Origin of the sequence: Actinoplanes sp. CA-131856 (assembly GCF_050956135.1) — a bacterium.
Taxonomy (GTDB): Bacteria; Actinomycetota; Actinomycetes; order Mycobacteriales; family Micromonosporaceae; genus Actinoplanes.
This window is the reverse complement of sequence record NZ_CP191849.1, coordinates 2,794,369-2,806,909: the sequence shown is the minus strand read 5'-3', so window position 1 is coordinate 2,806,909 and position 12,541 is coordinate 2,794,369. Positions and strand designations below refer to the sequence as shown.

Annotated in this window: 14 protein-coding genes; 9 read left to right on the top strand and 5 right to left on the bottom strand. The window is 70.4% G+C overall.

All coding sequences use genetic code 11. The features are described 5' to 3' along the window. Nucleotides 1-10: 10 nt before the first annotated feature. Nucleotides 11-661, top strand: a complete 651-nt coding sequence (locus tag ACQP2X_RS13445; protein ID WP_498696827.1) for a hypothetical protein — start codon at nt 11-13, stop codon at nt 659-661. Nucleotides 662-716: 55 nt separating this feature from the next. On the opposite strand, the gene ACQP2X_RS13440 is transcribed toward ACQP2X_RS13445, so the two are convergent. Further along, complete coding sequence (locus tag ACQP2X_RS13440; RefSeq protein ID WP_498696825.1) at nt 717-953, bottom strand: GntR family transcriptional regulator; 237 nt, start codon at nt 951-953, stop codon at nt 717-719. A 206-nt stretch (nt 954-1,159) separates the two neighbouring features. Here ACQP2X_RS13440 and ACQP2X_RS13435 point away from each other — a divergent pair, with 206 nt between their 5' ends. From ACQP2X_RS13435 to ACQP2X_RS13415, 5 genes are all read left to right on the top strand, one after another. After that, on the top strand, nt 1,160-1,507 hold the full coding sequence (locus tag ACQP2X_RS13435) for an SAV_915 family protein (protein WP_498696823.1): 348 nt from the start codon (nt 1,160-1,162) through the stop codon (nt 1,505-1,507). Continuing rightward, the gene (locus tag ACQP2X_RS13430) at nt 1,507-1,776 is read left to right on the top strand and encodes a hypothetical protein (protein ID WP_498696821.1); all 270 of its coding nucleotides are present in this window, start codon (nt 1,507-1,509) and stop codon (nt 1,774-1,776) included. Before ACQP2X_RS13435 ends, ACQP2X_RS13430 begins: the two co-directional genes overlap by 1 nt. Beyond that, nucleotides 1,776-2,882: a WXG100 family type VII secretion target gene (locus ACQP2X_RS13425; RefSeq protein ID WP_498696820.1), complete on the top strand. Its 1,107-nt coding sequence runs from the start codon at nt 1,776-1,778 to the stop codon at nt 2,880-2,882. Before ACQP2X_RS13430 ends, ACQP2X_RS13425 begins: the two co-directional genes overlap by 1 nt. Continuing rightward, nucleotides 2,882-3,691 carry a PH domain-containing protein gene (locus tag ACQP2X_RS13420; protein ID WP_498696819.1) on the top strand — a complete coding sequence of 270 codons (810 nt, stop codon included), beginning with the start codon at nt 2,882-2,884 and terminating at the stop codon, nt 3,689-3,691. Before ACQP2X_RS13425 ends, ACQP2X_RS13420 begins: the two co-directional genes overlap by 1 nt. 97 nt (nt 3,692-3,788) lie before the next feature. Further along, nucleotides 3,789-5,069, top strand: a complete 1,281-nt coding sequence (locus tag ACQP2X_RS13415; protein WP_498696816.1) for a vanadium-dependent haloperoxidase — start codon at nt 3,789-3,791, stop codon at nt 5,067-5,069. Here ACQP2X_RS13415 and ACQP2X_RS13410 read toward each other — a convergent pair. Further along, nucleotides 4,981-5,682, bottom strand: a complete 702-nt coding sequence (locus tag ACQP2X_RS13410; RefSeq protein WP_498696814.1) for an NAD(P)-dependent oxidoreductase — start codon at nt 5,680-5,682, stop codon at nt 4,981-4,983. The genes ACQP2X_RS13415 and ACQP2X_RS13410 overlap by 89 nt on opposite strands. 57 nt (nt 5,683-5,739) lie before the next feature. On the opposite strand from ACQP2X_RS13410, the gene ACQP2X_RS13405 reads away from it, so the two are divergent. Beyond that, a complete protein-coding gene (locus ACQP2X_RS13405; RefSeq protein ID WP_498696812.1) occupies nt 5,740-6,057 on the top strand; it encodes a winged helix-turn-helix transcriptional regulator in 318 nt (105 codons plus the stop codon). A 10-nt stretch (nt 6,058-6,067) separates the two neighbouring features. Here the strand turns inward: ACQP2X_RS13405 and ACQP2X_RS13400 are convergent, their stop codons facing one another. Both ACQP2X_RS13400 and ACQP2X_RS13395 read right to left on the bottom strand, forming a co-directional pair. Then, a complete protein-coding gene (locus ACQP2X_RS13400; protein ID WP_498696810.1) occupies nt 6,068-7,837 on the bottom strand; it encodes a hypothetical protein in 1,770 nt (589 codons plus the stop codon). After that, entirely contained in the window at nt 7,834-8,433 is a 600-nt protein-coding gene (locus ACQP2X_RS13395; protein WP_498696809.1) for a hypothetical protein, read from the bottom strand. Before ACQP2X_RS13395 ends, ACQP2X_RS13400 begins: the two co-directional genes overlap by 4 nt. Before the next feature lie 76 nt (nt 8,434-8,509). Here ACQP2X_RS13395 and ACQP2X_RS13390 point away from each other — a divergent pair, with 76 nt between their 5' ends. Then, nucleotides 8,510-9,994 carry a class I SAM-dependent methyltransferase gene (locus ACQP2X_RS13390; RefSeq protein ID WP_498696808.1) on the top strand — a complete coding sequence of 495 codons (1,485 nt, stop codon included), beginning with the start codon at nt 8,510-8,512 and terminating at the stop codon, nt 9,992-9,994. A gap of 362 nt (nt 9,995-10,356) precedes the next feature. On the opposite strand, the gene ACQP2X_RS13385 is transcribed toward ACQP2X_RS13390, so the two are convergent. Further along, nucleotides 10,357-11,496: an aminotransferase class I/II-fold pyridoxal phosphate-dependent enzyme gene (locus tag ACQP2X_RS13385; protein ID WP_498696807.1), complete on the bottom strand. Its 1,140-nt coding sequence runs from the start codon at nt 11,494-11,496 to the stop codon at nt 10,357-10,359. Here ACQP2X_RS13385 and ACQP2X_RS13380 point away from each other — a divergent pair. Beyond that, complete coding sequence (locus ACQP2X_RS13380; RefSeq protein ID WP_498696805.1) at nt 11,495-12,541, top strand: HAD family hydrolase; 1,047 nt, start codon at nt 11,495-11,497, stop codon at nt 12,539-12,541. The genes ACQP2X_RS13385 and ACQP2X_RS13380 overlap by 2 nt on opposite strands.

Sequence of the window (12,541 nt, the reverse complement as noted above, 5' to 3'; positions counted from 1 at the left end):
CGCTCTCGCCGTGGCCCTCTGGGCCGCGTGGTCGAATCGGCGCAGCGCCGTAGCCGCGGAGGACTCCGCAGTCACTTCGCGGCAGGCCGCCGACCATGCTCGGGAGTCCGTGGCCGAAGCACGGCGGTCCGCGGACGCCGGCGAGCGCAGCGCCACCGCCGCTGAGGAAGCCGCCACCACCTCGCGGCTCTCGGCCGAATACGCCGGCGAGTCCGCCGAACACGCCAAGATCTCGGCCGAGGCGAGCAGCCGGCTCACCGAGGCCGAACTCCAGCGTGATCATCGCGAGCTCCGCCCCGAGCCGTCCGGCGAATTCGTCCGGATCCGGAACAACCGCACGCAGAAGGTCAACATCTTCTACCGGTGCACGCTGCCCCGGACCTACCGGGTCAAAGCCGATGCCTTGACTTCAGGTGGGGCGCGTAGCCCGCTGAACGTGGACCTGGTCGTACCCGGCGGCATCCCTCAGGACATCTTCATCGGAGAGGCTGCGCTTCCTCTGCCGCAATCCTTGGAGTTCCGGTTCTGGCCGCCGATCGAGGGTGATGCGGGCGAGTTCTGGCGGTGCCCATGCGCGCGGCAGGCCGATTCCAACGGGGCACCCCATTGGGTGCACGCTGTGGTCGTGAGGCAGCCCGACTCCGGCGAAGTCGTCTACTGAAACCGACGACTGACACTCGCGGACATCGCCTCCTTACAGATCCACGCCGGTCGGCTCATTGCGTTTGGCGGGCGACGAACGTTCCCCGGCCCACCACGGTGACGACGAGGCCGCGCTCGCGCAGCAGTTCGAGGGCTTTGCGCGCCGTTCCGCGCGCGACACCGAACTCCTGCACCATCTGGTTCTCGGACGGGATCGGGCGGTCGGGCAGCAACTCGCCCGACCGGATGCGCGCCTCGATGACGTCCGCGATCTGAATGTAGAGCGGAGTCGGCCCGTCGAAGTCGATCACAACCTCACCATCTCACCCCAGGGGTGACCGCGATCAACAAAGGGGAACCATGAGGAACCATGTACAGGCATGGTGAACTGGCGTACCATCGGTCCTAGCAGGAGTTGCCGCAACCGCCGCGGCGGTTGCCAGCTCGGCCCGGCGCCTGATCGGGGCGCCGGGTCAGTGGGTCCTGTGGGTTGGCGTGCGTGCATAGACTGCTGCGCATGCCGACGACACCATCGGGAGCTGACGACTGGCCACCTGACCACGAGGTGGCGGGCGGGCCGGTGCGGCCGGTGATCGTGCCGCCGTTCGTCTATGTGCCCTGTGCGCCGCTGCGGGCGGGGGACACCGAGCTCACCGTCGATCTGCGGCAGACCCGGGACGGGCGGCTCGCCCTTCTGGCGTACACCGCCCTCGATCGGCTTGTGGACTGCTGCGGGGCCGAGCAACCCTGGACCGTCATGCCGACCGAGAACCTCGAGGAGGTCCGGCTGGCCACCGGGTTCGAGCTGATCCTGTTCGATCTCGAGATCCCGCCCGAGCAGCGGCGGCACGCGGAGGTGTCCTGATGGGTGACGAGACCCGGGCCGACCTCGCCACCCTCCAGTCGCTGGCCGGGCGCCTGCGGCGGGCGGGCGAGTCGCTGGACGAGATCGGTGGCAGCGTGCCGCCCACGCCCGAGGCCGGTGACCTGTCGCCGGACATCGCGGCGCTGGTCGGGCACCTCACCGACGTCTGCGGCAACCTCGTGGTCGGGCTCAAGGAGGCCGGCGACCGGGTGGAGCAGTCCCGCGCCGGCTACGCCGGCACCGATGCGGCGGTGGGCGGGCTCTTCTGATGGTGATCGACACGCGTATCGAGGGCGACCCGGAGGGGATCCGGGCCTCCTCGCAGTGGCTCAAGGGCCGGCTGGCCGGCGGGGTCGACAGCACGGTCACCGAGATGCACTCGGCCCGTGCCGACGCCGCCCGCGGATGGAACGGTGACGCCGGTCCGGCCTTCCAGGCGCGCATGGACAGCGGCAGCCAGAAGGCCGACTCGCTGCGCACCGACATCGAGACCGCCGCCAACTCGCTCGTCGTCTACGCCGATGAGCTGGAGGACGCCCAGCTGGGCATGGCCCGCACCCGGCAGATGGCCTCGGCGGCCGGCCTGACCGTTGTCGACGACCAGATCCAGCCGCCCGGCGACGGGCCGGTCCTGTCGGGCGCCCCTACCGACGACGCGGCGGTGCGGGCCCATCAGGCCAAGGTCGACGCCTACAACCTGGCCCAGAAGCAGGCCGACGGCTACTGGACGGCCAACAACGCGGCCAAGAGCATCGCCCGCAACATGTGGGACGACCTCTACGGCAAGGCGTTCCTCCAGGCCGGTGACGTGGTCAACGGCGCCGCGCTCGGTGGCCTGGTGGCCAAGCACCGCAGCATCCTCAAGGCGCAGTCGGTCGCCCTGCTCGACGACTCGAAGCGGCTGGCCGAGCACTATCTGAAGACGCCCGGCGGCACCGCGCAGTCGCGCTATCTGAACAACGCCTCCTGGAAGAAGTTCCTGGAGGCCGACGAGCTGGCCCGGCGCGCGCCGAAGGCCGGGGCCCGGGTGGCCAGCAAGATCCCCATCATCGGGCTGGGCATCACCGCGGCCGGCATCGGCTACGACATCCACCAGGGAAAACCGGTCGGCAAGGCGGTCATCTCCGGTGTCGGCGGCGCGGTCGCCGCGATGGCGGCCGGCGCGGTGATCGGCACGGCCATCCCGGTGCCGGTCGTGGGCACGGTGGTCGGCGCGGTCGGTGGCCTGGCCGTGGGGCTGGTCGCCAGCGGCACTCTCGACTTCGTCTACGACGGACTGCCGCAGGGCGTCAAGGACGGCATCGAGAACGGCATTTCGGCCGCCGGTGATGCGATCGGCGACGGCGCCAAGAAGGCATGGGACGCTATCTTCTGATGGAGACTCTTCCGTACGCATCCACATGGCCGGAGGAGTGGGCCGGCAAGCGCCGTTCGGGTCTGCTGCTGTTCGGCACGGTGTTCATGGGCCTGCTCACACTCGGCATCGCCGCCGCGGCCGTCTCGCTGGTGACCGGCGGCGACACGGGCAGCGCCGTCGTCTTCGCGGCCATCGCCGTCTACTTCGGGCACCTGACCGCGCTCAGCCTCCACTCGTACCGCGGCGGTCGCCGGCGCGGCGACACCACAGGCGTACGGCAAGAGGTCAAAGGCCTGGTTTTCCGGTACGGCACCACGCCCACCTATCTGCTCGGAGCCTTCCTCGGCCTGACGACCGTGGCGCTGGCCGCGATGTGTGTGGCCTCCGCTCTGCGGGGCGGCGCACAGGGGTACATCGTCGCGGCCGTCCTGGCCATCGGCGCGGTTCTGCTCGCCGTCTTCCTCGTGGTGTTCCTGAGGCTCGCCCCCGGCCAGGTCGTCGTCGGCCCCGACGGCATCCACCACCGGGGGCTCACCTTCACCCACTTCGTCCCGTGGGAGGCGGTCGTCGACGTGGCCGCCCTGTGGGCCCACGCCCCGGTCGTGTTCATCCGCACGATCGGCTCCTCCGGCACGGTCACCCGCAACTATCTGGGCCGCTCCACTGCGGGCCCGCAGGCGCTGTCGCCGTTCGACACGATCAGCGGCCGCTGGCTCGCCGCCGACCCGGCCCTGCTGCTGAAAGCCGTGGCGTACTACATCGTCAACCCGGCCGATCGGCGGGAGCTGGCGGGCGGGGAAGCTCTACGGCGCGTCGCGTCCCTGTGACGCGCAAAGGCGCATAAGACGGTAGAAGCGGATACCGGAGACATAGGCATATGTCGATGCCTTGCCCGGGTCGCCGTCCATGGGCAGGCTGGCCCTCATGTTGGCTCTGATCCGGCGCGGGACCGTCGTGGCCGCGCTCGTGCTCACCACGTCCACGGCCGTCGCCGCCGGCGCACCGGCCCCGGACCCCAACATGGTCGTCACGTGGGCCACCCACTCGGAAACCGCCGCCTACGAGGTCGCCGGCCAGCCTCCGTACATCAATGGCCGGACTTTCGCGATGGTCCAGGGCGCCGTCTACGACGCGGCCAACGCGGCCGCCGGCAGCCCGTACGAGCCGTATCTGCTCTCCGTGCGCGGGCGGCACGGTCACTCACTCGACGCGGCCGTGGCCACCGCCGCCTACCGTGTGCTGCTCTCGCTCTTCCCCGCGCAGGCGGCGACGCTGCGTGCGCAGTACGGCGCATCGCTGGCCACGATCCGCGACGGACGGGCCAAGCGGGGCGGCATCGCGCTCGGCGAGGAGGCGGCGGCCGCGATGATCGCCGCCCGCCGCGGCGACGGCTCCGACCGCACGGCCACCTGGAACGTCGGTACCGCGCCGGGCCAATGGCGGCCCACCCCGCCCGGCTTCGCCCAGGACGGCGCGCACATTCCCGACGTCCGGCCGTTCGTGATCCGCGGCGGCGCCGATTTCCGAACGGCCGGTCCGCCCGCCCTGGGCAGCGCCGAATACGCCAAGGACCTGAACGAGGTGAAGGCGATCGGCTCGGCCACCAGCACGGTCCGCACCCAGGACCAGACCGAGTCGGCCATCTGGTGGCACGACCGGCGCCAGACCGAGTGGCAGATCAAGGCCCAGCTGGCGCGGACCCAGCACCTGAGTCCGTTGCAGACCGCCCGGATGTACGCCATGTCGGACGTGACCCGCGCCGACGTGACGATCGCCTGCTTCACCCAGAAACGCGAGTGGAACTTCTGGCGCCCGGTCACCGCGGTCCAGCTGGCCGACACCGACGGCAACCCCGCGACCAGCGCCGACCCGACCTGGACGCCGCTGCTGATCACCCCGCCGTTCCCCGACTTCACGTCCGGTCACGCGTGCACGACCGGCGCCATCATGATGGCGCTCCGAAGGTTCTTCGGCCGCGACGACATCCCGTTCAGCGCGTACAGCGCCGACTCGGGCACCACCCGCCACTTCACGAGCTTCTCCCAGGCCACAGCCGAGGTCATCGAGGCCCGCATCTGGGGCGGCGTCCACTTCCGCAGCGCCGACGTCCAGGGCGTCAAACTGGGCGAAAAGGTGACCCGCTACGTCCTGGCCCGCGAGTTCCAGCCACGCCGACCGGTTCCCGCCGGCGGGTCGGGGCGCTGATCTGATCAAGGACGGCCTGGGCGAGATCGGCGTACGACAAGGGAATGCTCCACCCCGGCTCGGTGACCATGTCGTCGCCGAGCCGGTAGGCCCCGGTCACCTCGGCGTCGAGCGAGAGCCCGGGTGGTGGGGTCAGGACGAGCCAGTCGGCGCCGGCGTGGCTGTCGCGCAGGTGGTCGATCGCGCGGGCGTGCGCGATCGCGAAGGGCCGCAGCCCCTCCGGGAACAGCGCGGGATCGTCGAGCACGCGCCGCCCGTCCGGGGTTCGCAGCGTGGCGAACAACCCGATCATGATGATCCGGCTCGCCGTCGTCCGCGCCGCGGCCGCGCACATCGCGTCGACGACATGTTCGTAGAACCCCACGTCGAATCCGTCGAACGACGGCGGCGGCGCGGTGAACGGCGTGACCGCGCAGACGATCGCCGCGGCGCCGGCCGCGGCCCTGGTCACCGAGTCGGCGTCGAGCGCGTTCCCGGCCACCGTCCGCCCTTCGTGACGCCGCAGATCACGCACCACCGGAACCACCGGGAGGCCACGACGGCCGGCTTCTTCGGTGACGGCGCGGCCGGCCCGGCCGGCCGCGCCGAGCACCACTACGGGTCCTGAGGTCATGCGGGCGAAGGTATCTTCGGACCCACCGGTTACCGCAACGAAACCGATGGAGCCCTCGTGGACCGCATCGATCCGGTTTGCCCGTCGTCGGCGTTCCCGTTCCAGATCGGCGGCAAGTGGACGGGCATGGTCGTCGTCCTGCTGTCCGCCGGCCCGCGCCGCTTCGGCGAGCTGCGGCGGCAGTTGCCCACGATCACCTCGAAGGTCCTGGCCGAGACGCTGCGCGCGATGCAGCGCGACGGCCTGGTCACCCGGCACGACCACGAGGCGAACCCACCACACGTCGAGTACGGCCTGACACCGCGCGGCCTGAGCCTGATGGAGCTCATCGACGCCGCCCGCGCCTGGAACGATCGGCAGCGTGAGGGCGGGTGAGGACGCACCCCTACTTGGCGATCAGCCGGTTCATGACCTTCACGAGCGCCTCCCCTGACGGCAAGGGGTGGCCGTCCGGGCGGCCCTCCGCGTACTCGACGAGGGCCTCGTTCAGGAGCACGCGGGCGAGCCGCCGGTCGCCGTCGGCTCGGGCCAGGACGGCCAGGGTGACCGTGCAGTTGCCGGCGCCGGGCAGGTCGTCGGCCGCCCGGTAGGTGGCTCGCAACGAGCGCATGTCGGCCTGTACGCCCGACGGGGCCGGGGCGCCCCTCAACAGAGCGGCCAAGGCGCGCAGCAAGGCCCGGTGCTGACGGACAAGGGAGAGCCGGTTGCCGTTTCTGACCAGCCGGGCGGCCCGATCTCCCCAGCGCGCGGCCAGCCGGCAGCACAGCGCCAGCGCCGGCCACGCCGCCCTCGGCCCTACCGTTGCCAGCTGCTCCAGCAGGCGCAACGATGTCTGTTGCAACAGCCGGTACGCGTCGCCGCCCTCCTCCGGATGGCGGCGGCCACCCCGGGTCTCCACCAGCACCTGGATGGCCCTGAGGTAGCACTCGGCCAGGTGGGCCAGGACCCGTACACCCCGGGCCTGGCGGTTGGCCCGGCCCCGCGCGATGTCGCCCAGCCGCAGCAGGCAGTGCAGCCGGGTCGCGGCATCCGGCGCGCCGGCGCCGACCTGACGGAACAGCTTTCGGGCGGCTTCCCGGTCGTCGCCTCGGGCCCGGTTGTAGAGGATCTCCGCGTGCCGCAGGCGGGCGGCGGGCGCGAGCTGGGCGAACATCGCCTCCGCGATGTCCAGTCGGCCGAGGTCGGCGAGCAGCCAGGCCCATGCCTCGGCGATCGTCCCGGCCGGGTGCGCCGCCCTCAGGTCCTGCTGCCAGCGGGCGAAGCGGTCCTCGAAACGGTCGCCCGGAAACGGCACCGACGGCCAGGGCGGCGCCGTGCCGAGCAGTCCCCGCAGGGCGGTCGCCGCGAGGCCCTGCGGCCGGCCCAGCACCAGCTCGATGCCGTGGTCGTGGGCGTCGCCGGGCACCACCGAACCGGCCGGCAGCTCGAGGCAGGCCCACGTGGCCGTGGTGCGGGCGGCCGCCGCCAGCAGGGGGCCGTAGACATCCGGGTCGCCGCCCGAATAGCCGGTGATCATCAATGGGGTGGCGCCCAGCCCGTCGACGGCCGCCGCCCGCTCGGCGGTGAGCTGGCCCAGCTCCTCGATGTCGACCACGACCACGTCGGCCAGCGCGTCCTGCCCGCGGGTGAGGCCGCCGTGCACCTTGAGGAGCGCGGCCGGCCGGCCCCCGGACTCCCAGGCGGCGAACTCGTCGTGGCTGGAGACGGTTCGCAGGGGCGGCACCGGGCCGGCGAACCACAGGGGCAGCGCGTCGTGGTACTCCCGCGGTGTGCCGGACGGCAGGCGGGCGGCGCCGCGGATCAGGTCGTACGCCATCTCGATGCCCACGTCGAAGTTGACCGTCACGTGCGTGCCGCCGCGGATCAGATGCAGCGCCGAGAGCATGTGCGCCTCGTTCGGCACGTCGAGGCGCAGGGCGAGCACGCAGTCCAGCGCGTCCGGGCCGACCGTCCCCCACAGGCGGCCGAGGACGACCTCCAGCTTGTACGCCGCGCCGCACAACTCTTCGAGCTGCTCGTCGGTGACCAGCGGGCCGAGCGCGTCGCGGGCGGCCTCGTGCATGGTCCGCAGGACGGCGTCGCGCAGGCCGAACCCGCGGGGCAGGGCGGCCGGCTCGTCCCCGCTGATGCCGGCGCCGGTGAAGACGGCCGTCATTCGCGCGCCGAACGCCAGATCGCCTCGAACTGGTCGAGCCAGTAGAGGTACCAAGCGCCGTCGTCGCGGGTCAGGTGGATGTGCATCCGCGAGCGGACGGCGTCGTTGCGGAAACCGTGGAACTCGACGTCGGCGTACCCGCCGGCGCCGTGGGGATTGACCGCCACGAGACTGAAGCCAGGATTGAAGGCGATTTCCCCGTACGCAAATGTGCCGTTGACCTGCCATTTCTCCATGGCGGCGAGCCGGGCCCGCGTCTCGCGCAGGGATTCCGCGGCCTTCTGCACCGGATGGTCGAGGAGCGCGTCGAGCTGCTCGGAGATAGCGTCGCGGGGCTGGAACTGCTTGAGCACCACGACGCGGACGATGCCGCCCTCCCGCGCCAGCGGACCCCGGCGCAGCAGGTCGCAGCGCTCGTCGGTGAGGAGGTTGGAGCCGACCGCCGCGAAGAGCAGCGACCACCGCACGCTCTCCGGCAGATCGGCCCCGACCAGCAGCAACGCGGCGAAGACCAGGGCGACGAGGGTGGTCGCGTACAGGTCGATGTGCCGCCGCTGACGGATGTCGGCCCAGATCTGTTTCGCGCGCCGCCGCATGACGTCATGATGCCGTCCACAGTGTCGCGTGCCGGTCATCCGTTCAGGGGAACCAGTCCGGGGTAAGATCAGCACGGTGGCACGCTTCGTTCTCTTTCCCGGGCGGCACCATCTGCTGACCCGCTTCCAGGCCGACTACCTGCGGCAGCTCGCCGGGGACGGCGCGACGATCGTCTGGGCGGTCACCTCGGCCAACCACGAGAACACCAAGCGCAACCCCGTGCCGTACCACCGCCGCGAGGCCGCCATCGAGCGCTTCAGCGTGCAGACCGGGCTGCGGTCCGTGGCCGTGCCGATCTTCGACGCCGCTCCGACCGACGCGTTCGCCGAGGTCACCCTGAAGACGATCACGGTCGCCACCGGGCTCGAGCTCACGCCCGAGGACACTCTCGTGGCCTGTTCGACGCCCGAGGTGGCCAAGCTGTACGAGCTTCTCGGCTTCCCCATCGCCTGGGTCGAGGCCTCCCTCGATCCCCAGCCGGAGCGGCCCTGGGACGTTCTTCTGCGGCTGAGCCGGGGCGACGAGACCTGGCGCGAGCTGGCCCACCCGGCGACGATCGACGTCTTCGAGCGGTACCGGCTGGTCGACACGGTCCGCACGGTCATCAACGACCCGATCATCGGCGACGAGGGCGGCCTCACCGCGACCCGCGACTACCGCACCTATGTCGAGGCCTTCGCCGTGGCCGCCGAGCGCAAGTGGTCGGCGGTGCGGCAGTACGTGGAGCCCGGCCGCATCGTCGACATCGGCTGCGGCGCCGGCTCCGTGCTGGAACTGGCCGACCGTGAGCCCGGCCTGCGCGAGAGCGACCTGATCGGCGTCGAGATCGCCCGCCACCTCTACCAGGAGTGCCTGCACAAGAAGGACCAGGGCGTCTTCCGCAACGCCAACGTCTACTTCTATCAGCGCAACGTCCTGGGCGGCGCCATCTTCGACGAGCGCTCCGTCGACACGACTCTCACGTTCGCTCTGACCCATGAGATCTGGTCGTACGGGCATCGCCGCGCTTCGGTGCTGGAATTCGCCCGCCGCATCTTCGAGCACACCGCACCCGGCGGTGTCTGGATCAACAGCGACGTCTGCGGACCCGAGGATCCGCGGCGTGAGGTGCTGCTGCGCCTCACCCGCGACGACGGCGACAATCCCGCTTCCGTGGTGGCGGAGCCTTCCAAGACGTACATGGAAAGCCTCTCCACACGCGCCCGCCTCGACCAGTTCGCGGCCGATTTCGCATTTCCGTTCTCCTTCGAGCCCGTCGACGGCGAGACCGTGCGGATCGAGCTGGCCCCGGCCATGGATTTCCTGACCCGCAAGGACTACACCGACAATTGGCTCTCCGAGACCAAGGAGCAGTTCTGCGGTCTGAGTTTCGCCGACTGGACGGCCCTGCTCACCGAGGTCGGCTTCGCGATCGACCCGGCGTCGGCCCCGATCCGCAACGACTGGGTCATCGACAACCGGATCGCCCCGGTCGCCGCGATCAGCGACCTCGACGGCACCCCGCTCCCCTGGCCGTCGACGCACCTGCTCGCGGTGGCCCGCCGCCCCCACAACGGCTGACCCCTGCTCCTGGACGGCTTCTCGCTCGAGATGACCGGCAAGGACGTCCACGAGCTGGCCGGCGCCCGGGGCGGCATCCCGGCGGGCACCCGGATCACCGTGACCTTTCTCGGTCACGAGGATCTCGGCGTACGGCTGGCGGCAGCGCAAGCGGTGAAAGCCGCCGGCCTCATCCCCGTACCTCATGTCTCGGCCCGTTCCTGCGGGCCCTCGCCACCGACTACCACCCGGGGACGCACGGCGAGATCAAGTTGCACTTCTCCACCTTCGGCGGCCTGCGGGCCACGTCGGAGTGGATCGAGGACTTCGCGAAGGAGCTCTGAGCCTGGAGACACAAGCCGACCGCCCACGACGACCGACGCCTACCGGGTGAGCAGCGCCATCCGCTGGAGCGCCTCGGTAAGGACGCCGGGCCCGGTGGCGAAGTTGAGCCGGCAGTGGCCGGCGCCGGCCGGGCCGAACTTGCGGCCGTCGGTGAGGGCGACGCGCGCGCCGGCCATGATGGTCGTCGCGGGATCCGGGCCGAAACGCGACTCGTCGAAAGCCAGCCACGCCAGAAAACCGGCCCGCGGCTCCTGGAGCTTCACCCGATCGCCCATGGCGGCGATTTCGCGTTCGAGAATTGCCCGGTTGCCGCTCAGAAATCGGAGAAAACTGTCGAGCCATTCGCCGCTCCGCCCGAATGCGGCGGCCGCCGCCACGACTCCCAGCCGACTGGATTCCCATCGCAACTGACTCCGCACCGCGTCGACGGACCGGGCTTCATATCGGCCGTCGGCCACGGCGATCGCGCAATTGACGCCGGCAATGTTCCAGCCTTTGCTGGCGGAGGTCACCACCCAGGCTGTCTCGGACGCCGCCGGGCCGCAGGACAGTATGGGATGAAAGGTTCGGCCGTACGTCAACGGGGCATGGACCTCGTCACTCAGTATGGTGACGCCATTCCGGCGCGCACATTCCGCCAGCAGGCCGAGGTCGTCCCGGGAATGAACGATTCCCAGCGGATTATGCGGATTGCAGAGTAGGTAGGCGTCGACGTCCGGCCGCGCGAAGACCCGCGCGAGACGGCCGAGGTCGAACGACCCGCTCCGGCACAGTGGAACGTCGAGCGGCACCGCCCCCGCCCGCCGGGTGATGTCGCGGAAGGGCGGATAGACCGGCGAGCTGTGAACCACCGTCGCGCCGGGCCGGACGTGAACCCGCATCAGGGCCGACATCACCGCGTCGATGCTGGGCCCCACCAGCATCTTCGCGACGTCCGGGTCCCACTGCCAGCGGTCGTGCGCAAAGGACCTGAACGCCGCGAACAGCTCTTCGGCATCGGTCAGCGGGCCGACGTCGGAGGCTTCGACCGCCTCCACCAGCGCCGCCTTTATCGGCTCGGCGATGTCGACGTCGGCGACCGCCACGGTCATGGGGATGACATCGGCCGGGACATTCCACTTGAGCGCGCGCCGGGAACGTTGCCACTTTGGATCAAGGACTCGGAGGGAGGTGGCCATGTCGTCATCCTGCCGCTCAATAGTGATCAACAAGTGCCGGGACGGCGCCGTACTACACTGCTCTCCAGATCAAGGGGAAGACGGCCAACATCAGGAAGGCACGGCCTTGCTCACGGCGACCACGCGAGATCAAAGTCGATCAAGGCCGGCACAGCCGACCAGGTCACGCCCTCCGCGCTGGGCGCTGATAACGGATCTTGACAACACCCTCTACGACTTTCCGACCTTCTACGAGGCGGGGCTGCGGGCAGCCGTATCGGAGATCACCGAGCTTTTGTCCCTGACGCCCGACGAGGCCATATCCCGATTGCGGGACGTTTACGCGGAACGGGGGACGATCGAGTACGCCTTCGCCGTCGAGGAATTCCCGGAAATGAAAAAAGTTCCGCGCGAGACACAGATCGCCATCGCCAAGCAGATAACGAACTCGTTCTGGGTGAGCGCGACGAAGACCCTCGAGCCGTACGACACCGTGAAGGAGACGTTGCGCGTTCTGGCCGACCAGCGGATCGCGGTCATCGGCTACACCGACGCGCCGATCCACGAGGCCATGCGGCGGCTGAAGGCCATGCGGCTCGACGTCTACCTCACCGGGATCGTCGCTCAGTACTGGCGCCGGCGGCGGCCGGGCTACGCCCTGCTCATGAGCGAGCTGCCCGGTCACGCGCGGGCGTCCAGCCGGCGCCGGTTCGCGTGGCGGACGTCGCAGAACGAGAAAAAGCCCAACAGCCAGGTGTACGCCCGCATCGCCGATCATCTCGGATGTGAGGCGGACCGGGTCACCGTCATCGGCGACAGCGTCGAGCGTGACCTGCTGCCCGCCGTGCAGCTCGGCTTCGGCGCGGTCTGGGCCCGCTACGGCCGCCGCGATCGGGCCGAGGACCATCTGATGATGCGCCGGATCGTTCCCGACGTTCTGCCCGAGGTCCGCCGGAAAGGTCCGGCCCTGCCATCGCAGATCTCCGCCGCCGACCGCTTCGAGGACATCCTCTCTTACCTTCCGGTCCAGCAGATGCTGCCCATCGGGCGAAGATCAGGAGAGTAG